The organism is Streptomyces sp. NPDC037273 (assembly GCF_055603625.1).
This window is the reverse complement of sequence record NZ_JBVJVO010000005.1, coordinates 196031-215975: the sequence shown is the minus strand read 5'-3', so window position 1 is coordinate 215975 and position 19945 is coordinate 196031. Positions and strand designations below refer to the sequence as shown.

The 19945-nt window shown below is 72.0% G+C and carries 15 protein-coding genes; 13 read left to right on the top strand and 2 right to left on the bottom strand.

Features of this window, described 5'->3' with window-relative positions:
* The first annotated feature begins 77 nt into the window (after nucleotides 1–77).
* Nucleotides 78–608, top strand: coding sequence for a GNAT family N-acetyltransferase (locus ACZ7G1_RS15855; RefSeq protein WP_470881210.1), 531 nt, complete (start codon nucleotides 78–80; stop codon nucleotides 606–608).
* Between the two features lie 20 nt (nucleotides 609–628).
* On the opposite strand, the gene ACZ7G1_RS15850 is transcribed toward ACZ7G1_RS15855, so the two are convergent.
* A complete protein-coding gene (locus tag ACZ7G1_RS15850) occupies nucleotides 629–1909 on the bottom strand; it encodes a serine hydrolase domain-containing protein (protein WP_470881208.1) in 1281 nt (426 codons plus the stop codon).
* 263 nt (nucleotides 1910–2172) lie between these two features.
* Between ACZ7G1_RS15850 and ACZ7G1_RS15845 the strand changes: the two genes are divergently transcribed.
* The 7 genes from ACZ7G1_RS15845 (at nucleotide 2173) to gap (ending at nucleotide 12168) form a co-directional block, all read left to right on the top strand.
* Complete coding sequence (locus ACZ7G1_RS15845) at nucleotides 2173–3042, top strand: poly(ethylene terephthalate) hydrolase family protein (RefSeq protein WP_470881206.1); 870 nt, start codon at nucleotides 2173–2175, stop codon at nucleotides 3040–3042.
* A gap of 121 nt (nucleotides 3043–3163) precedes the next feature.
* Nucleotides 3164–4228: an AI-2E family transporter gene (locus ACZ7G1_RS15840; RefSeq protein WP_470881205.1), complete on the top strand. Its 1065-nt coding sequence runs from the start codon at nucleotides 3164–3166 to the stop codon at nucleotides 4226–4228.
* Between the two features lie 128 nt (nucleotides 4229–4356).
* A complete protein-coding gene (locus ACZ7G1_RS15835; protein ID WP_470881203.1) occupies nucleotides 4357–6222 on the top strand; it encodes an HSP90 family protein in 1866 nt (621 codons plus the stop codon).
* Complete coding sequence (locus ACZ7G1_RS15830; protein WP_470881201.1) at nucleotides 6219–9302, top strand: tetratricopeptide repeat protein; 3084 nt, start codon at nucleotides 6219–6221, stop codon at nucleotides 9300–9302. Before ACZ7G1_RS15835 ends, ACZ7G1_RS15830 begins: the two co-directional genes overlap by 4 nt.
* Nucleotides 9303–9548: 246 nt before the next feature.
* Complete coding sequence (locus ACZ7G1_RS15825) at nucleotides 9549–9923, top strand: VOC family protein (RefSeq protein WP_470881200.1); 375 nt, start codon at nucleotides 9549–9551, stop codon at nucleotides 9921–9923.
* A gap of 147 nt (nucleotides 9924–10070) precedes the next feature.
* Nucleotides 10071–11027, top strand: coding sequence for a GlxA family transcriptional regulator (locus ACZ7G1_RS15820; RefSeq protein ID WP_470881198.1), 957 nt, complete (start codon nucleotides 10071–10073; stop codon nucleotides 11025–11027).
* Between the two features lie 142 nt (nucleotides 11028–11169).
* Nucleotides 11170–12168 (top strand): type I glyceraldehyde-3-phosphate dehydrogenase, encoded by a 999-nt coding sequence (gene gap / locus ACZ7G1_RS15815; protein ID WP_470881197.1) that lies wholly within the window; start codon nucleotides 11170–11172, stop codon nucleotides 12166–12168.
* Between the two features lie 89 nt (nucleotides 12169–12257).
* Here the strand turns inward: gap and ACZ7G1_RS15810 are convergent, their stop codons facing one another.
* Entirely contained in the window at nucleotides 12258–13127 is an 870-nt protein-coding gene (locus tag ACZ7G1_RS15810; protein ID WP_470881195.1) for an alpha/beta hydrolase family protein, read from the bottom strand.
* A gap of 81 nt (nucleotides 13128–13208) precedes the next feature.
* Between ACZ7G1_RS15810 and ACZ7G1_RS15805 the strand changes: the two genes are divergently transcribed.
* From ACZ7G1_RS15805 to ACZ7G1_RS15785, 5 genes are all read left to right on the top strand, one after another.
* Complete coding sequence (locus ACZ7G1_RS15805; RefSeq protein WP_470881193.1) at nucleotides 13209–13925, top strand: SAVMC3_10250 family protein; 717 nt, start codon at nucleotides 13209–13211, stop codon at nucleotides 13923–13925.
* A gap of 332 nt (nucleotides 13926–14257) precedes the next feature.
* The gene (locus ACZ7G1_RS15800; RefSeq protein WP_470881191.1) at nucleotides 14258–15670 is read left to right on the top strand and encodes an extracellular solute-binding protein; all 1413 of its coding nucleotides are present in this window, start codon (nucleotides 14258–14260) and stop codon (nucleotides 15668–15670) included.
* 100 nt (nucleotides 15671–15770) lie between these two features.
* Nucleotides 15771–16733: a carbohydrate ABC transporter permease gene (locus ACZ7G1_RS15795; protein ID WP_470881190.1), complete on the top strand. Its 963-nt coding sequence runs from the start codon at nucleotides 15771–15773 to the stop codon at nucleotides 16731–16733.
* 17 nt (nucleotides 16734–16750) lie between these two features.
* Nucleotides 16751–17626 (top strand): carbohydrate ABC transporter permease, encoded by an 876-nt coding sequence (locus tag ACZ7G1_RS15790; protein ID WP_470881188.1) that lies wholly within the window; start codon nucleotides 16751–16753, stop codon nucleotides 17624–17626.
* Between the two features lie 570 nt (nucleotides 17627–18196).
* A complete protein-coding gene (locus ACZ7G1_RS15785) occupies nucleotides 18197–19801 on the top strand; it encodes a glycoside hydrolase family 13 protein (protein ID WP_470881186.1) in 1605 nt (534 codons plus the stop codon).
* Nucleotides 19802–19945: the final 144 nt, after the last annotated feature.

Below are 19945 nucleotides of genomic sequence, written 5' to 3'. Positions count from 1 at the left end.
TCCCCGGCCGAGGGCCGAGGTCCCTGGCCGAAGGGCCGGTGGCGGGGGAGGGGCGGCGCGTGCGTCAGGATGGGGGCATGACCGAAATTCGTACCCCTCGTCTCATCCTCCGGCGCTGGAGCGACGACGACCTTGTCCCCCTGGCCGAGATCAACGCGGACCGTGAGGTGATGCGCTGGATCGGCGACGGCTCGGTGCGGGACCTGGACGAGACCGCCGGGGACATCGAGCGGTACGAGGAGGAGTGGGACGACGAGGGCTTCGGCGTCTTCGCCGTGGAGCTCATCGGGTCCGGCGAGCTGATCGGCCTCGCCGGTCTCTCCGTGCCCGAGGTGCCGGAGCTGGCGGCGGAGGTGGAGATCAGCTGGCGCCTCGGCCGGCAGTTCTGGGGGCAGGGGTACGCCTCCGAGGCGACCCACGCGGTCCTGGAGTTCGCACTCCAGGACCGTGGGCTCGACCGGGTGATCGCCCTCGCGCACATCAGCAACGTCGCTTCCGAGAACGTCATCGGAAAGCTCGGCCTGACCGCCGAGCGCGAGCTGAACCACCCGGTCTTCGACGTGCCCCTGCGCCTCTACGCCATCGACCTCAGCGAGTACGAGGCCTGAGCCGGGGCCCGCTCAGGGCCTCAGTGGCGCTCGGGCAGGTCCCGCTCCGCCGGACGCGAGGTGAGGGCGGGGGCGGACGGCGAGGCCACGCGCGCGGACGCCGTCGGGGCCGGCTTCTTGCCGCAGAACGCGGCCTCGAGGGTGCCGCCGAGTGCCGTGTTCGCGACGCCGTGGTTCGAGGTGTTGGCCATGGCCGAGAGGGCGCGCCGGCCGTCACGGGTCGCGAAGGTGTACGTGTAGAAGCCCTGCACGGTGCCGGTGTGGCCGAACACCTGGGTCCCGCACGACAGGTCGTAGCGACGCAGCCCGAGCCCGTAGAACCGGGTGTTCGTGGTGTCCGTCGGGGTGACCGTGGTCATGGCCTCCATCATCGCCGGGGAGAGCAGCCGGCCGCGCATCAGGGCGCTGGTGAAGGTGTTCAGGTCGGCGGGCGTGGAGATGACGGCCCCGGCGGTCTGCGCCCAGGACACGGTCTGCTCCGTGGAGTCGACGAGCGGGTCGCCCGCCGCGTCGGGGTGCAGATAGCCGCGCACGTGCAGGCCCTTGATCTGCGCGTCGGGGTGGACGTACGAGGTGTTGCGCAGCTTCAGCGGCTTGAAGATGCGCTGCTTGTACGCGTCGGCCACCGGCCGGCCCGTGAGCTTCTCGATGATCATGCCGACCACCACGAAGTTGGCGTTCGAGTACTTGTACGACACGCCCGGCTCGGTCGTGCGGGGCTCGCTCAGGGACAGGTCGACGAGCTCCTGGTAGCTGAACACCCGGTTCCGTACGGCCTCGAAGCCCGGCACGGTGTCGTTGAACATCGCGTTGGTGTAGTCCGCCAGACCGCTGCGGTGGGTGAGGAGGTGACGGACCGTGATGCGGTTGTCGGGGAGCAGGCCCGGCAGGTAGTCGTTCACGGGCGCGTCGAGCGCGACCTTCCCCTCCTGGACCAGCTGGAGGAGGACGACGGTGGTGAACGTCTTGCTGACGCTGCCGATCCGGAAACGCGAGTGGATGTCCATGGGCGTGCCCGCCACCCGGTCCTGGACACCGGCGGTCCGGCTCTGCACGCCACCGGGGCCGACGAAACGGGCCATCGCCCCCGGCGCGCCGTTGGCCATCGCCGAGTTCAGCGCGGCGACCACGCCCTCCATGTCGGGGGCGGGAACGGCGGGCGCCGCCGAGCGGACGGCCGCGGCGGGCGTGGCGGGCGCGGGGGAGGCGGCGAAGGCCTGGGCGGTCGGGGCGAGACCGGCGACGAGGGCGGCGACCAGGGTGGTGCCGGCGGCCAGACGACGGCGGGACGACAGGGGCACGGTGATTCCTCTGCTTCTTCGGAGCGTTCGTTCGGTATGGATCATGAGTGCCAACGAGCGGGATCGGTTCCTGACGCGGGCCCACGAGATCCGGACGTCACCATTCCGGCCCTGGCCGCCGTACCCCCGGCTTGTGCAGACGCCCAACACGGCCCCGGCAGGTCTGGGCTCCTGCGGACAGACACGCGATCCGGGGACCCCGATCATGGCGCTGGTCACGCTTGCGAGGACGCGCAACGTGCCGGATCCGTAAAGGAGTTCCTATGTCAGGGAAATGGGGCCGCGCACTGGGCGGCCTGCTGCTCGCCGTCATGACGGCCGTGTACGCGGCGCCGGGCACCGCCGGCGCGGCCGAGGAGACCACCGGCACGATCCCGTCGGTCGGCACCGACTGGGGCGCGCCCGGCCCCTACGAGGTGGAGGTCGACATCGAGGCGGTGCACACCTTCTACTACCCGAAGAACATGGGGCAGCGCGGCGAACTGCACCCCGTCGTCATCTGGGGCAACGGCACCGGCGCCGTCCCCGGCATCTACAGCTCGCTCCTGCGGCACTGGGCGAGCCAGGGCTTCATCGTCGCCGCCGCCAACACGCCCACCTCCAACTTCGCCCTCAGCATGCGCGCCGGCATCGACGTCCTCGAACACCGCAACGCGGACAGCGGAAGCCGCTTCTACCGCAAGGTCGACCTCGAACACATCGCCTCGGCCGGCCACTCGCAGGGCGGCGCCGCCGCCATCAACGCCGCCATCGACCCGCGCGTCGACACCGCCGTCCCCATCCAGCCCGGACCACTGGCCGACCCCGACCTCATGGACGAACCCGTCTTCTACCTGGCCGGCCAGAACGACCTCACCGTCTGGCCCGCCCTCGTCAAGGCCTTCCACCGCGACTCCGACCACGTGCCCTCCGTGTACGGCGAGATCCGCGGCGCGGGCCACCTCAGCTCCATCGGGGACGGCGGGAACTTCCGCGCCCCCACCACCGCCTGGCTCCGCTTCTGGCTCCTCGGCGACGAGAACGCCCGCGGCATGTTCTTCGGCCCCGGCTGCACCTACTGCACCGACAGCGGCCTCTTCTCCGGATGGGACCGCAACACCAAGGCACAGCAGATCCCCGGCCCCGCACTCTGACCCCTGACCCGCCCCGAGCCCGCCCCCGCCTCCGGAGCACCCGGCCGGGGGCGGGCCCCGGTCGGGGGAATGTCGGCGCCGTGGCGTGGCCCGGCGGGCCACGGGTGGTACCTCGTACGCCATGCAGCCAGGCACACCCCCGCCGGTGACCCCCTTCCTCCGCACGGCCGCCGCCTACGCGTGGCGGATCCTCGTCGTCGGCCTGCTCGTCTACAGCCTGTTCGCGGTGCTCGGCCGCTTCCACGAGATCGGCGTGGCCGTCTTCCTCGGCCTGGTGCTCACGGCGCTCCTGCGCCCCGTCGCCGACCTGGTCGCCCGCGGCCTGCCCCGGCCGCTCGCCGTCGCCCTCACCCTGATCGGCAGCATCGCCCTGGTCCTCGGCGTGCTCGCCCTGGTGGGCGAGGCGGTGAACGGCGAGCGGACCACGCTGGTGCGCGAGTTCCGGGAGGGGATCGGCCGCATCGAGCACTGGCTGGAAAGGCCGCCGTTCCACCTCGACCCCGGGGCGCTCGCCGGCCTCCAGACACGGATCGGCGACTTCCTCTCCAGCCACCGCTCGGACCTCCTCAGCACGGCCGTGAGCGGCGCCCACCACATCGTCGCCGTCCTCACCACGCTCGCCCTGGCACTGTTCTGCACCGTCTTCTTCGTGTACTCGGGCGACCGCCAGTGGGCCTGGTTCCAGGAACAGCTGCCGGAATCCGTACGCGCCCGGGTCGGCACCGGCGGGCGCGCCGCCTGGCGCACCTTCACCGGCTACACCCACGGGATCGTCCTGGTCGCCGCCACCAACGCGGTGCTCGTCGGCATCGCCCTGTGGCTCCTCGGGGTGCCGCTCGCCGTCCCGCTCGCCCTCCTCGAATTCCTCGCCGCCTTCGTACCGCTGATCGGCTCCCCGATCGCCCTCGCCATCGCCGCCGTGGTCGCGCTCGCCTCCCAGGGGCCGCTCGTGGCGGCCATCGTCATCGCCCTGATCGTGGTGATCGGCCAGATCGAGGGCCATCTGCTCCACCCGCTCGTCATGAGCTGGGCCGTACGGCTGCACCCCCTCGTGGTGGCCCTTTCGGTCATCGCCGGATCGATCGCCGCCGGCATCGTCGGCGCCGTCGTCGCCGTACCCCTCGTCTCCGTCGTCTGGTCCGTCCACACGGCCCTGCGCGAGGCCCGGACCACGACGAACGCCTGAACACCGGGCCCGCATATCTCAGGAGCACTTGTCAGTGCGCGCATCTAGGCTGTGTTCCGTTCGCGATCTATGAGGGGGGGGGTCCTCGAGGTCGCTTGTCCCAACCTGCGCTCACGAGGTGATGCACCATGACTTCCGCGACCCCGGACGAAGAGAAGACGCCGGACACAAGTACCTTCCAGGTCGATCTCCGCGGCCTCGTCGACCTGCTGTCCCACCACCTCTACTCCAGCCCCCGGGTGTACGTCCGGGAGCTCCTGCAGAACGCCGTGGACGCCGTCACCGCCCGCCAGGCCCTCGACCCGATGGCCGAGATCCGCATCCGCCTCCACGCCGCAGGCGGCACCGTGTCCATCGAGGACAGCGGCATCGGACTGACCGCAGACGAGGTCCACACCCTCCTCGCCACCATCGGCCGCAGCTCCAAGCGCGGCGGCGAGCACGGCCTGGAGTCCGCCCGGCGCGAGTTCCTCGGCCAGTTCGGCATCGGCCTGCTCGCCTGCTTCGTCGTGGCACGACGCATCAGGGTCGTCACCCGCTCCGCACGCACCCCGTGGGCCGCCCCCGTGGAATGGCTCGCCTCCGACGACGGCTCCTACACGGTACGGACCCTGCCCGACGAAGCCCGCCCCGAGCCCGGCACCACCGTCCACCTGGAGGCACGCCCCGGGGTGGGGGAGTGGACGGAACCCTCGCGCGTCGAGGAACTGGCCCGCGACTTCGGCTCCCTCCTCCCGTACGACATCACCTTCGCCGGCCCCGACGACGTCGAGCGCCCGGTCACCGACCGGCCCGCCGTCTGGGACCGCCCCTACCCCACCCCCGCCTCCCGCCGGGTGGCGCTCGCGGGCCACTGCGCCAAGGTCTTCGGATTCACCCCGCTCGACACCATCGACCTCGACCTCCCGGTCGCCGGCGTGCGCGGCGTGGCCTACGTGCTCCCCGAGCCGACCAGCCCCGCCCACCGGGCCGGACACCGCACCTACCTCAAGGGCATGCTGCTCACCGACCACGCGAGCAACCTGCTGCCCGAATGGGCCTTCTTCGTACGGGCCGTCGTGGACACCGACACCCTGCGGCCCACCGCCTCCCGCGAGAACCTGTACGACGACGAGACCCTCGCCGCCGTACGCGAGGCGCTCGGCGCCCGCATCCGGCAGTGGCTCGCCGAACTCGCCGCCGGCGACCCCCAGCGACTCGCCGCCTTCCTGCGCGTCCACCACCTCGGCGTGAAGTCCCTCGCCCGCCACGACGCCGAGCTCTTCGAGCTCATGCTGCCCTGGCTCCCCTTCGAGACCAGCGACGGAGACCTCGGCCTCGAGGAGTTCGCCGCCGCCCACAGCGAGATCCACTTCACCAGGACCGTCGAGGAATTCCGGCAGATCGCCCCCATCGCCGCCGCCCACGGCCTCGGCGTCGTCAACGCCGGCTACACCTACGACGCCGAACTGCTCGCCCTGCTCCCCACCGTCCGCCCCGGGATCAAGGTCACCGAACTCGACGCCGGCGCCGTCACCGACCGCCTCGACCCGGTGCCGACCACCGCCGAACTGGCCCTCGCCACCTTCCTCGCCACCGCCCGCACCCGCCTCGACCCGCACGGCTGCGACGTCGTGCTCCGCGCCTTCCAGCCGGTGGGCGTCCCCGCGCTCTACCTCGACGACCGCCAGGCCCGCCAGGAACGCGACCGGGCCACCGCCCAGGAGAACGCCGACTCGCTCTGGAGCGACATCCTCGGCTCCCTGCGCGGCTCGGCGCCCCGGGCCCGGCTCGTCCTCAACCACAACAACCCGCTGATCCGAAGGATCGCGGCCCTGCCCGACGCGGAACTCACCGGCACCGCCGTCGAATCGCTCTACGGCCAGGCCCTCCTCATGTCCCAGCGTCCCCTGCGCCCCGCCGACTCCACCCTGCTCAACCGGGCCTTCCTCGGGCTCCTGGAATGGGCCACCCACCCCACCGCCGCCACGAACGCCCAGGAGAACCAGTCGTGACCACGATGACCCCCGAGGAGATCCGCCGCGGCCTCGCCGACAACGCCCGCGCGCCCTACGGCGCCGCGCGCAACGTCCACGCCGAGACGCTCGGCGCCGCCGCCGAGGCCACCGGCGACCGACAGCTCTTCCGCGCCGCGCTCGTCTGCCTCATCGAGGCCTACGAGTACAGCGCCGAACGCACCAAGATGGTCGTGCCCTTCGCCCGGCTGCTCCAGGAATACGACCGCGACCCCGGCTCCTTCACCTCCCACGAGGTCCACCGCCTGTTCTGGCGCTTCAAGTGGGTCGCCGGACGGATCGTCGAGTCGCCCGAGATCCCGCTCACCGCCGTGGACGGCTGGCTCACCGACATGGAGCGCCGCTACCGGCTCGCCGGCTACAGCGAACGAGCCGTCCGGCAGGCCGAGTTCCACCTCGCCGACGCCATCGGCGACGAGGCCAGGACCGAGCGCGCCATCACCGGCTGGGCCGCCGCCGAGCGCGACGCCATGAGCGACTGCCACGCCTGCGAGATCAACACCCAGGGCTGGTACTGGGCCCGCAAGGGCGACGACGCCAAGGCGATCGAGGTCTGGCAGCCAGTCCTCACCGACGGCATGTCCTGCATGGAGGAGCCCCACCGGGTGCTCGCCCACGCCCTGCTCCCGCTCGCCCGCCTCGGCCGCACCGACGAGGCCCGCTCCTACCACCTCCGCGGCTACCGCATGGCCCGCGGCAAGGACAGCCTCCTCCGCTCCGTCGGCGAGCACATCGAGTTCTGCGCCCTCACCGGCAACGAGTCCCGCGGCCTGGAGATCCTCGCCGAACACGCCGCCCACCTCGGCGCGCTCGCCGACGTCGAGTCCCAGATGGAGTTCTCCGGCGGCGTCCTCGTCCTGCTGCGCCGCCTCACCGAACTCGGCCACGGCGACCGGCCCACCGTCGCCTACGCCGGCGAGCACCGCACCGTGCAGGAGCTGTACGAGCTCCTCCACACCGAGGCCACCGACATCGCCGCCCGCTTCGACGCCCGCAACGGCACGACCCTCGTCTCCCAGCGCCTCGTCGACCGCATCGCACGCCGGCCCCTGACCGACGCCCTCCCCCTGGGCGTACGCAGCGCGAACCTGCCGCCCGCGCCCGCCCCCGTCCGCCGCACCGAGACGGACAGCGGCGCACCCGACCCCACCGCCACCCCCGGCTCCGGACCGGACCAGGCCGAGACCGACCTCCCCACCCTCGTCGAACGCGCCCGCGCGGCCCGCCAGCAGGGGCACCCCGGCGCCGACGCCCTGTGGACCCGGGTGGCCGCACTCGCCGCGACCGGCGAGGCCGAGACGACCGGCGCCGGGCTCGCCGCGACCGGGGAGAGCGAGACGGCCGAAGCCCTGCTCGCCGACCCCGTCCTCGCCGCCGACCTGCTCGCCCACCGGGCCATGACCGCCGCGCAGGCCGGAGACCCGGCGGCCGGCGAGCTGTACGCCGAAGCCGCCGCGGCCTACCGCGCGGCCGGCCGGCTCAGCCGCGCGGCCCACGCCGCGCTCGCCGCCGCCGGGGCCGCGGCCCAGCGCGAGGCCGAACCCACCGAGGTCCGCGCCCTCATCGCCGCCGCGGCTGAGGCGGCCCAGGCGCTGGACGCGACGGACCCGGAGCGCACCCGACGCCTCCTCGGCGCCGAACTCACCACCCTCCGCATCGAGGCGCACCTGACCGAGCGCGCCACGGACGAGACCGCGCCGCGCCCGGACCACGCGCAGCTCGCGGCCGCGTTCGCACGCCTCGTCGCGGAGCACGGCGACACGCCCATCGCCCGCACCGGCGGGCCGAGCAGCATCGCCGACCTCATCGCCGACAGCGAAGTGACCCTGGCCAGAATGCTCCTCGGGGAGAACGACCTCGACGGGGCGGCGCCCCTGCTCGCCTCGGCGGCGGACCGGCTGCTCGCCGCGGGACAGCCCTGGGACGCGGTGGAACCCCTGGCCCTCCGGGCGAGCGTCCTCGCCGCGCGTGGCGAACTCACCGAGGCCGAGTCCGCGGCCCGCGCCGCCCTCGACCACGCCGCCGAGCTCACCGACGCGACCGAACAGGCGGGCGTCCGGCTCACGCTCGCGGACGTCCTCCTCCGCCAGGGCGGCGACGCGGCCCAGGAAGCCGCCTCGCACGCACTCGACGCGACGCACTGGCTCGACCAGGCCGGACACGCCGACACGGCGGGTGCCCAGGCGCGGCTGCTCCTCGCCCGCTGCTACGCGGCCGCCGACCGGACCGTCGAAGCGGCCGAGGTGCTCGCGTCCGCCCTGCCCGACCTCCTGGAGCTCAGCGAGGCGGACGGCGTACGGGCCAGAGAACTCCTCGGCGGCCTCCTGCGGGAACTGAACGACCCGCGCGGCGCGGCCGAGCAGTACCTGCTTGCCGCCGAGACCGCCAAGGGCTGGGACGAGCCCGTGTACGAGGCCGGGTTCGCCCACTCCGCCGGCGAGGCCCTCGCCGCCTCGCGGATGCCCGACGAGGCCGCGGCCGCCTACGAACGCGCCCTGGAGCTGTGGCGGCGGGTGGGCGACAACCCGACGGCCGAGGCACGGCTGCTGCGTTCGCTGGCCTGGCTGGCCGCCGACGACGAGGACGAGGAGGCCGGTCAGGCACGCGCGCGTGCCCTCATGGAGCAGGCCGCGTCGGTCGTCGCCGACTCCGACGAGCCCGCCCTGCGCTACGAGCAGGCGCAGACCTGGCAGCAGCTCGCCCGCCTCCTCCAGGACTCCCTGCCGGAAGGCGAGGACGCGGACGCGGACGCGGACGAGGACGCGGACGCGGACGAGGCGGAAGACGAAGGGGCGTCCGCCCAAGCGCGTGCGACCCGCGAGCAGATCGTCGTCCTCTTCGACCGCGCGGCCGGCATCTACGCCGGCTTCGGCACCGACGCACTCGGCGAGCGCTCCCAGTGCCTGGTCTACGCGGCCTGGACGGAGCAGGAGCTCGGCCGCGTGGAGGACGGCATCGACCGCGTGAGCGCGTACATCGTCGAACTCGGCCTGTACGAAGGGCCGGAGGCGGCCGAGTACAAGCGGAGGGCGGAGCAGGTGCTCGACGGCCTCAAGTGACGTACCGGGGGAGGGGACAGGGGCGGACGGTCCGCCGGCCGCGCTTGCCCTCCCCCGTTTCGATCAAGTAGCGTCGCACGTATGAACACCGGACCGGCGAATCGCCATGCACAGACGGGCTATCCGGTGGAGGGCTGATCGCCCCCAGGGTGCGCGCAAGGCACCCCCTCGGTTCGGCACGCGGACCTCCTAGTGCTCACGCACTACGAGTCCTATTCCGTGTCGAACACAAGCGAGGCCACCCCTATGACCGTCACGTTCAACCACACCATCATCGCTGCCAAGGACCGCCACGAGTCGGCGAAGTTCTTCCGCGATCTCCTGGAGCTCCCCGAGGCACCGTCCTGGGGCCCGTTCATCAACATCCAGCTCTCCGACGGCGTGCTCATCCAGTTCGCCGAGCCGCCGGTGGAGATCCAAATGCAGCACTACGCGTTCATGGTCGACGACGAGCTCTTCGACCGGGCGTACCAGCGGCTGTGCGACGGCGACGTCGAGCACTGGGCCGACCCGCAGATGCGCCGCCCCGGCGAGACGAACACCGAGCACGGCGGCCGCGGCGTCTACTTCAAGGACCCCGCGGGGCACGCGATCGAACTGATCACCCGTCCGTACCTGTAGGACAACCTGTAGGACAACCTGTAGAGCCACGGTCCGCCGGACCGGCGGACACCGCAGGTGAAACGGGGTCCGGCCGGGGTGTCGTCGTGACGCGCACGACACCCCGGGCGGGCCTGGCGGCGCGCTCCGGTGCGTAGGCTCTTGTCCGTGCCTCCCTCTCGTCTGCTCCGTGTCGCCGTTCTCGTCCTGGAAGGCGCGAAGCCGCTCGACGTGGGCATTCCCGCGCAGGTCTTCACCACGCGCGCCAGCATGCCGTGCGAAGTCCGCGTGTGCGGCGCGGAACCCGGCGTCGTGGCGGGCGGCGACGGCCTCGCGTACCAGGTCGCCCACGGTCTCGACGCACTCGCATGGGCCGACATCGTCTTCGTACCCGGCTACCGGTTTCCGGACCGCGAGGACCCGCCGGCGGCGGTCGTCGAGGCGCTGATCGCCGCCCACGCGCGCGGCGCGAAGCTCGCCGCGATCTCGACGGGCGCCTTCGCGCTCGCCGCCACGGGACTGCTCGACGGCAAGCGGGCCACCACCCACTGGCACTACACGCGGGCGCTCGCGGCGCAGCGCCCCCTCGTCCGCGTCGACGAGAACGTGCTCTTCGTCGACGAGGGCAGCGTCCTGACCTCCGCCGGCGCCGCCTCGGGCATCGACCTGTGCCTGCACATCCTGCGCGCCGAGTTCGGCATCGCGGTCTCGAACCACGCCGCCCGCCGGCTCGTCGCCGCCCCCTACCGCAGCGGCGGCCAGGCCCAGTACGTGCCCCGCAGCGTGCCCGAACCGCTCGGCGAGCGGTTCGCCGCCACCCGCGAATGGGCCCTGCACCGCCTGGACGAGCCCCTCACCCTGGAGATCCTCGCCCGGCACGCGGCGGTGTCCGCGCGCACCTTCTCCCGGCGGTTCGCCGAGGACACCGGCTACACCCCGATGCAGTGGATCATGCGCGCGCGCATCGACATGGCCCGTGAACTCCTCGAACGCTCCGAGCGGGGGGTCGAGCAGATCGCCGCCGACACGGGCCTCGGCACCGGCGCGAACCTCCGGCTCCACTTCCAGCGGATCCTCGGCACCACACCGAGCGAGTACCGGCGCACGTTCGCCCACGGCGAGTAGCGGGACGGGACGCGTCGATGCGTGGCGCCCTGGAATGACCTTGGCGCGATACTTGCGGACCATGGCGATCCCGCCGCTGTCACCGGATGATCCAGCGGAGCACGATGGGTGGCGAACGCGAAGGGACCGAAGGGACACAGTCATGACTCGCATCGCCATCAACGGATTCGGCCGCATCGGACGCAACGTGCTGCGCGCGCTGCTGGAGCGGGGGACCGACCTCGAGGTCGTCGCCATCAACGACCTGACCGAGCCCGCCACCCTCGCCCGGCTCCTCGCCTTCGACACGACCTCGGGTCGCCTCGGCCGTCCGGTGAGCGTCGACGGCGACACCCTCGTCGTCGACGGCCGCCGCATCAAGGTGCTGGCGGAGCGCGAGCCGGCGGACCTCCCCTGGGCCGAGCTCGGCGTCGACATCGTTCTCGAGTCGACCGGCCGCTTCACCTCCTCCAAGGCCGCCCGGGCGCACATCGACGCGGGCGCCAAGCGCGTGCTCGTCAGCGCGCCGGCCGACGGTGCCGACGTCACCCTCGCCTACGGCGTGAACACCGACGCGTACGACGCCGAGCTGCACACGATCGTCTCGAACGCCTCCTGCACGACCAACGCGCTCGCGCCCCTCGCGAAGGTCCTCGACGACCTCGCCGGAATCGAGCACGGCTTCATGACGACGGTCCACGCCTACACGCAGGAGCAGAACCTGCAGGACGGCCCGCACCGCGACCCGCGCCGCGCCCGCGCCGCCGGCGTGAACATCGTTCCGACCTCCACCGGCGCCGCGAAGGCCATCGGCCTCGTCCTGCCGAACCTGGACGGCAAGCTGTCCGGCGACTCGATCCGCGTGCCCGTCCCGGTCGGCTCGATCGTCGAGCTCAACACGACCGTCGCCCGCGACGTGACCGTCGAGGACGTCCTCGCGGCCTACCGCACCGCGGCCGAAGGCCCGCTGGCCGGTGTCCTGGAGTACTCGGAGGACGCGCTGGTCTCCGCCGACATCGTCGGCAACCCGCACTCGTCGATCTTCGACTCGGCCCTCACCCGCGTCGAAGGCCGCCACGTCAAGGTCGTCGCCTGGTACGACAACGAGTGGGGCTTCTCCAACCGCGTCATCGACACCCTGCAGCTCCTCGCCGCCAACTGACGCACCGCACCCTCCTCACACCGAGCGCTCCGTCCGACCCCTCGGGTCGTCCGGAGCGCTCGCGTGCGTCCGGCGGCTCACTCGGAGCGTCAGCTGAGATGCGCGAGGAAGAACGCGGCCGCCTCCCGCCCGACCCGGTGCCGGACGTCCGGATCGGCGGGCTCGGGGGAGAAGAAGTCGTCGTGGCGGACCTCCGGGCCCGCCGACTCGCCCGTCGCCGTCGGGATGTGGTCGAGATAGGGCGCCGTGTCGACCTCGTACGGATTCACCGTGTCCGCACCGCCCCACCGGATCCCGACGGGCACCCGCACGGTCGCCAGGCTCGCCGGCGTGACGAAGCCGCCCACACCCGGCGCGACCTGGAACACGGCACGCACCCGCCGATCGGTGAGGTCCGCGTCGGCGCCTTCCAGCACGCGCCGCGAGGACTCTTCGTCCGGGTACTTCTCGCGGAGCGCCTCCAAGAGCCCGGGGAACTCGGGGACGTCCGGGATCGGTACGGCCCCGCCGAGCACGGCCCGCAGGACGTCCGGATCCACGCGCGCCCCCGCGAGCGCCGCGACCGTGTAGCCGCCGAGCGAGAACCCGGCCGCCCCCACAGGGCCGAGCGGCTGCTCCCCGCCGAGCACGTCGAGCGCGAACGACACGTCGAGCGGCCTGTGCCACACGTGCGCGAAGCCCTCGGGCTCGTACCCGTCCACGTGGTTGTTGCCATGGTGGTCGAGCGCCACCACCCGGAACCCGGCCTCGCGCAGCGGGTGCGCCAGCCACCCCATGTCCCCGCCCGAGCCGCCGGTGCCGTGGGACACCACGACGAGCGGCGCGGGTGACGCCGACGGGCCACCCGGCTCCCACAGGTACAGACGCACGGGACGCGGGCGCGTGGGGTCGCGCAGGTCACTGCGCGTCGCGTCGTACAGGACACGTATGCGGGGCTGGTCCGGACCGGGGATCGTCATGGGCGCATCGTAGACAAGCGGTTGTCGCGGGAGGGGCAGTGGCAGGATGGGAGGGACGACAGGACTTCCACGGGGGTGGGGATGCGCGAGTTCGTGTACGTGTCGGACGGCAAGCTGCGTCAGTTTCTGCCGGAGCCCGGCCGGTTCGGCAAGCCGGCTGCCATTCGGCTGACCACGCCGGTGGGCGGGGTCGACGTGGAGCGGGGCGGGCCCGACGGCGAGCGTGACCGGCTGAGGCGCTTGCAGCAGGTGGACCGGCATCTGCGGGAGCGGGCGTTGTGGTTCGGCGAGGAGGGGCTGCGCGCCGGGCAGTGGGTCTGGTTCGAGGCGCCGTTGCGGTGGGTGACCCTGCGGGGCGCGTACCGGACGATGGTGCTGTTCGTCGATCCGGCGCCGGGGGAGGAGCCGGACCACGAGCGGGAAGTGGGGTGCCGGCTGCTGATGCATGGGTCTGTCGCCCACATGCTCGGTCGTGTGCCGGTGAGTGTGGAGGGGCCTGAGCTGGAGAGGGAGTCCATGAACAGCGGCGGCGACGAGTTCATGGAGGCCAGCGCCGCCGGGGATGTCGTACGGGGGTTGTGGGCCGACAGCGACGCCGTCCAGCCCCCATCGGGCCCCGCGCCGAACCGTTACGGCGTACACGATTTGCTCGCGGCGCTCGACGCCCGGCACGCCGAGGCGGGCGGTGCCGCGTTCATGCGGGGATACGCGCGCGTGACGGCGTCCCTGCCGGCGGCCGAGGGCAGGGCGCGGTGTGTGGTGGCCAGTCCGCTGACAGTGGAGTACGCAAATTCCTGATCGTTATACGCAAGTGAGGGTAAGCATCGCTGGCGCTTGAGGCGGGGGCTCGTCAGGAGCCCCCGCCGTTTGTTTGCCGCGGGAGCAGACGTCGTCCGATGGCGCGAAGGGGCTGGCGGGGCCGTGTCCGGGGCGACTTGGGGAGACTGTCGCCGTCCGGTGTGTCCTGTTCGTGAGCTGTGGTCCGCACCGGGGATGCCGTCGGCTGTCAGGAAATTACGAAAACAGCGCGATACCTTGCGTTCACTTGTTGGGGGTGGTTGAGTGTGCCGCGCCCCACAACGCACCGGCGGTGGGGCCACCTCCACGTACTTGCCCGAAGGGGACCACCCATGAGAAGTGCTCGGTTCCGCCGTACCCGTCGCGCCGGCGCGGTGGCGCTCGTATCCGCGGTGACGCTGACGGCGCTCGCCGCATGTGGCACGAGCAGCAGTGACAACGGCGGCGGCGGTTCCGAAGGCGGCGGGTCGGTCGATCCCGCCGCCCCGCTGGACCCGAAGACCAAGGTGACGCTGACGATCGACTGCATGCCGCCGGCGGCGAAGGCGGCCGAGCTGAAGGAGTGGAAGGAGGACGTCGCCGCGTTCAACAAGACGTACCCGAACGTCACCATCGAGGGGCGGTCCACCCCCGGCCAGTGTCTGGAGCCGCCGCGGTTCACGGCCATGCTCAAGGCCAAGTCGCAGCCCGACGTGTTCTACACGTACTTCACGGACCTGCCGCAGGTGCTCGACAACGACGGCGCGGCGGACATCAGCGCGTACGTCACCGACAAGACCGTCCCGCTCCTCAAGGACATCGACCCGAACGTCCTCGGCTCACTCAAGCACGACGGCAAGCTGTACGGCCTGCCCACCAGCAACTACACCATGGGCCTGCTCGTCAACCGCAAGCTCTTCAAGGACGCCGGGCTGGACCCCGACGCCCCGCCGCGCACCTGGGACGAGGTCCGCGCCGCCGCCAAGAAGATCGCCGCCCTCGGCAACGGCATCTCCGGCTTCGGCGAGTACAGCGCGGGCAACACCGGCGGCTGGCACTTCACCGCGCAGATGTACAGCGTCGGCGGTGAGGTCGTCGACGCCAGTGGCAAGAAGGCCGCGTTCAACAACGACCTCGGCAAGCAGGTCGCGAAGAACCTCCACGCCATGCGCTGGGAGGACGACAGCATGGGCAAGACCCAGCTGCTCCAGTGGGGCGACCTGCAGAAGCAGATCGCCACGGACAAGCTCGGCATGTTCCTCGCCGCTCCCGACGACATCGCGTACATGGTCCAGCAACTCGGCGCGAAATACGAGAACTTCGGCATGGGCCCGATCCCCGGCGCCAAGAACACCCTGGCCGGCGGCAACAACTACATGATCAAGAAGGGCATCTCCGGCGACAAGATCAAGGCCGCGGTCGCCTGGCTCAACTTCAAGAACCTCTCCGTCGGCAAGGGCCAGTTCGACTGGGCCCGCACCAAGGCCGACGGCCTCCCCGTCGGCGTCCCGCAGCCCAACTTCTGGCTCGGCGAGTCCAAGGCGAAGGACGACGCCGCGCGCCTCCAGAACGCGACGATGCCCGTCGCCAACTTCAAGACCTTCATGGACAACCCCGTCGCCGGCAAGGCCGAGCCGCCGAAGGCGCAGGAGGTCTACAAGGTCCTGGACAACGTGATGTCGGGGATCCTCACCAACAAGGACGCCGACATCGACAAGCTGCTCGCCACCGCCGAGACGCAGGTCAACCAGGTCCTCTCCCACTAGTGACGCCCTCCCGGCAGGGGCGGGCCGGGCACGCGCCTCCCCGCCCCCGGCCCGCCCCCGCCGGGCACTCGATCCGGCAGACCAGCACCAAGGAGCGACGATGTCGGCGCCCAGCCTGACCCCGAGCACGACGGGAACGCCCCGTCACTCACCCCCGCGCACGGCGGCCTCCGCGCCGCCACCCGCCGGCCGGTTCGCCAAGAGCCTGAAGCGCAATCTGACGGCCCACGGATTCCTCATCGGCGCGGTCCTCTGCTTCGCCGTGTTCTCCTGGTACCCGATGGTCCGCGAGTTCCTCCTCGCGTTCCAGAAGACCGAGGGCGGGCAGACGAGCTGGGTCGGACTGGACAACCTCGCCACCGTCGTCGGCGACCCGGCGTTCTGGCAGGCCTGGCGCAACACCCTCCTGTTCACCGTCCTCGCGCTGATCCTCGGCTTCGCGGTCCCGTTCGCCGTCGCGATCGTCATCAACGAGTTCCACCACGGCCAGGGCTACCTCAGGCTCCTCGTCTACCTGCCGGTGATGCTGCCGCCGGTCGCCTCCGTACTCCTCTTCAAGTACCTGTACGACCCCGGCTACGGACTCCTCAACGAGCTGCTGCGCTTCCTCCACCTGCCCGAACAGCAGTGGCTGCAGGACCCCGACCTGTCGATGCTCTCCGTCGTCATCGCCTCGACCTGGATGAACATGGGCGGCGCGGCACTCATCTACCTCGCCGCCCTCCAGGGCATCCCCGGCGAGCTGTACGAGGCGGCCGAACTCGACGGCGCCGGGCTGTTCCGCAAGATCTGGCACGTCACCATCCCGCAGACCCGGCTGATCCTGTCGCTGATGCTGCTCATGCAGGTCATCGCGACCATGCAGGTCTTCGTCGAACCGTTCCTGCTCACCGGCGGCGCCGGCCCCGAGGGCTCGACCACGACCGTCGTCCACCTGATCTACCAGTACGCCTTCAACTTCAACGACTACGGTGCCGCGGCGGCGCTCGGCCTGCTCCTGCTCGTACTCCTGGCCGGGTTCTCGGCCGTGTACGTGAAGCTCAGCCGCGCCGAGGACGCGTAGGAACGGGGAGAGCACGCATGTCCACCCGCACACTCATCTCGCCCGCGCAGCTCGCGCGGCCCCGCGCCAAGGCCCTCTACCGGCTGACCTTCGCGCTCGTCGTCGGCGGCTTCAGCCTGGTCTTCCTCGGCCCCCTCTACTGGATGCTGTCCAGCGGGTTCAAGGACACCCAGGAAGTCGTCCGCACCCCGCCGACCCTCATACCGGAATCCTTCGCCCCCGAGAACTACTCCCGGGCCTGGGAGGTCATGGACCTCTCCACCCTCCTCTTCAACACCCTCTACTACGCCTTCGGCGCCCTCGCCTTCCAGCTCGTCCTCGACGTCGCCGCCGCGTACTCGCTCTCCAAACTGCGCCCGGTCCTCGGCAAGGCGATCCTCGGCGGCATGCTCGTGACGCTGATGATCCCGGCGACCGTCCTGGTCGTCCCGCAGTACCTGACCGTGCTCGACGTGCCCGTCGTGGAGCGCAACCTGCTCAACACGCCGTGGGCGATCTGGCTGCCGGCGGTCACCAACGCCTTCAACATCTTCCTGCTCAAGCGGTTCTTCGACTCGATCCCCAAGGAACTGCTCGACGCCGCGGCCATGGACGGCGCGAGCCCGCTGCGCGTCCTGCGCTCCATCGTGCTGCCGATCTCCCGGCCGATCCTCGGCGTCGTGTCCATCTTCGCGGTCGTCGGCGTCTGGAAGGACTTCCTCTGGCCGATGCTCACCCTGCCCGACCCCACCAAACAGACGCTCAACGTGGGGATCTACTCCCTCTCGACCGGCGTCCCGGTGAACGTCCTCATCGCCGCCCTCACCATCGCGTCCGTGCCGACGCTGCTCATCTTCCTGATCTTCCAGCGCAACATCATGAGCGGTCTCACCGCCGGCGGCCTCAAAGGCTGAACCGGCGGGCGCCGCCCCCGACCCGGACGTCCCACGGGGCCGAGCGCCGCGCGGCCGGGGGCCGCATGTCCGGGGCGCCCGGCCCCGGAGACCCCCAGGCCGTGCATCGCACGGCCGGGCCATCGGCCCTCGGCCGCTGGGCCACCGGCCCTCGGCCACCAGCCCTCGGCCACGGGCCACTGGGCCCCGGCCACCAGCCCTCGGCCACGGGCCACCAGCCCTCGGCCACGGGCCACTGGGCCCCGGCCACCAGCCCTCGGCCACGGGCCACCAGCCCTCGGCCACGGGCCACCAGCCCTCGGCCACGGGCCACCAGCCCTCGGCCACGGGCCACTGGCCCTCGGCCCTCGGCCCTCGGCCACCGGCCACCGGCCACTGGCCCTCGGCCACCGGCCACTGGCCACTGGCCACCGGCCTCGGCCCTCGGCCCCCGGCCTCAGAGGCCTCGCCGTCCCGGCCCCCGCCCCCGCCCGTACCCCTCACCACCAAGCCTTCGCCGTCGGCCCGTCCGACGCCCCGCAGCCAGCGGGCCGGCGGCGAAGACCCCGATCTGCCCGAAAGGACCGTCACGTGGCAGCCCCTCACTCGCCCCGCACCGACGACTGGTGGCGCGACGCCGTGATCTACCAGGTGTACCCCAGGAGCTTCGCCGACGGAGACGGCGACGGGACCGGGGACCTCGCGGGGGTCCGGGCGAGACTGCCCTACCTCGCGGAACTCGGAGTCGACGCCGTCTGGTTCACGCCGTGGTACCTCTCTCCGCTGGTGGACGGCGGCTACGACGTCGCCGACTACCGCACGATCGACCCCTCCTTCGGCACCCTCGCCGAGGCGGAGAAGCTGATCTCCGAGGCAGCCGAACTCGGCATCAGGGTCATCGTGGACATCGTCCCCAACCACGTCTCCGACCAGCACGCCTGGTTCCGCGCGGCGCTCTCCGCCGGACCCGGCAGTCCCGAGCGCGCACGGTTCCATTTCCGGCCCGGGCGCGGCGAGAACGGGGAACTCCCGCCGAACACCTGGCCCTCCCAGTTCTCCGGCCAGACGTGGACCCGCGTCGCGGACGGCGAGTGGTACCTCCACCTCTTCACCCCCGAGCAGCCCGACCTCAACTGGGCTCACCCCGAGGTCCGCGAGGAGCACGAGGACGTCCTCCGCTTCTGGTTCGAACGGGGAGTGGCGGGCGTACGGATCGACTCGGCGGCGCTGCTCGCCAAGGACCCGGAGCTCGGCGACTTCGTCGAGGGCGTCGACCCCCACCCGTACATCGACCAGGACGAACTGCACGACATCTACCGTTCCTGGCGCGCCATAGCCGACGAGTACGGGGGCGTCTTCGTCGGGGAGGTCTGGCTCCCGGACTCCGAGCGCTTCGCCCGCTACCTCCGCCCGGACGAGCTCCACACGGCCTTCAACTTCAACTTCCTGGCCTGCCCCTGGGACCCCGAACGGCTGCGCCGGACCATCGACGACACCCTCGCCGAGCACGCCCCCGTCGGCGCCCCGGCGACCTGGGTGCTCTGCAACCACGACGTCACCCGCACCGTGACCCGGTACGGCCGCGCCGACACCGCCTTCGACTTCGCCACGAAGAGCTTCGGCACCCCCACCGACCTGGTGCTCGGCACCCGCCGCGCCCGCGCCGCCGCCCTGCTCACCCTCGCCCTGCCCGGCTCCGTGTACGTCTACCAGGGTGAGGAACTGGGTCTCCCCGAGGCCGACATCCCGCGCGACCGCGTTCAGGACCCGATGTTCTTCCGCTCCGGCGGTACGGACCCCGGCCGCGACGGCTGCCGTGTCCCGCTGCCCTGGAACGCCGACGCCCCGTACGCCGGCTTCGGCGGGTCCGCCGAACCGTGGCTGCCCCAGCCCGAGGGGTGGGACCGCTACGCGGTCGACCGGCAGAGCACCGACCCGGACTCGATGCTCGCGCTCTACCGGGAGGCCCTCCTGCTGCGCCGGTCCGACGCCGGATTCGGTGACGGTCCGCTGACCTGGCTGCCCGCCGAGGACGGCGTGCTCGCCTTCGCGCGGCCTCACGGTCTGGTCTGCGTCGTCAGCCTCGCCGAGGGGCCCGTGGCCCTCCCTCCGTACGAGCGCCTGCTCCTCGGGAGCGGCCCGCTGACCCCGGACGGTCTGCTTCCGCCGGACACGGCGGTGTGGCTGCGGGTCTGACCAGCAGTCCGTTCCTGTCCGGCCGGCCCAGGGGGGGGGGGGGGGGGGGGGGGGGGGGGGGGGGGGGGGGGGGGGGGGGGGGGGGGGGGGGGGGGGGGGGGGGGGAGGGGGGGGGAGAGGAAAGAGGGAGAGAGAAAAACATGA

What these genes read in the sequence shown, in the direction of transcription:
- ACZ7G1_RS15790 (WP_470881188.1), top strand. Translation starts at nt 16,751, where the DNA reads ATGTCCACCCGCACACTCATCTCGCCCGCGCAGCTCGCGCGGCCCCGC.
- ACZ7G1_RS15825 (WP_470881200.1), top strand. Translation starts at nt 9,549, where the DNA reads ATGACCGTCACGTTCAACCACACCATCATCGCTGCCAAGGACCGCCAC.
- ACZ7G1_RS15840 (WP_470881205.1), top strand. Translation starts at nt 3,164, where the DNA reads ATGCAGCCAGGCACACCCCCGCCGGTGACCCCCTTCCTCCGCACGGCC.
- ACZ7G1_RS15835 (WP_470881203.1), top strand. Translation starts at nt 4,357, where the DNA reads ATGACTTCCGCGACCCCGGACGAAGAGAAGACGCCGGACACAAGTACC.
- ACZ7G1_RS15795 (WP_470881190.1), top strand. Translation starts at nt 15,771, where the DNA reads ATGTCGGCGCCCAGCCTGACCCCGAGCACGACGGGAACGCCCCGTCAC.
- ACZ7G1_RS15805 (WP_470881193.1), top strand. Translation starts at nt 13,209, where the DNA reads ATGCGCGAGTTCGTGTACGTGTCGGACGGCAAGCTGCGTCAGTTTCTG.
- ACZ7G1_RS15810 (WP_470881195.1), bottom strand. Translation starts at nt 13,127, where the DNA reads ATGACGATCCCCGGTCCGGACCAGCCCCGCATACGTGTCCTGTACGAC.
- ACZ7G1_RS15800 (WP_470881191.1), top strand. Translation starts at nt 14,258, where the DNA reads ATGAGAAGTGCTCGGTTCCGCCGTACCCGTCGCGCCGGCGCGGTGGCG.
- gap (WP_470881197.1), top strand. Translation starts at nt 11,170, where the DNA reads ATGACTCGCATCGCCATCAACGGATTCGGCCGCATCGGACGCAACGTG.
- ACZ7G1_RS15855 (WP_470881210.1), top strand. Translation starts at nt 78, where the DNA reads ATGACCGAAATTCGTACCCCTCGTCTCATCCTCCGGCGCTGGAGCGAC.
- ACZ7G1_RS15845 (WP_470881206.1), top strand. Translation starts at nt 2,173, where the DNA reads ATGTCAGGGAAATGGGGCCGCGCACTGGGCGGCCTGCTGCTCGCCGTC.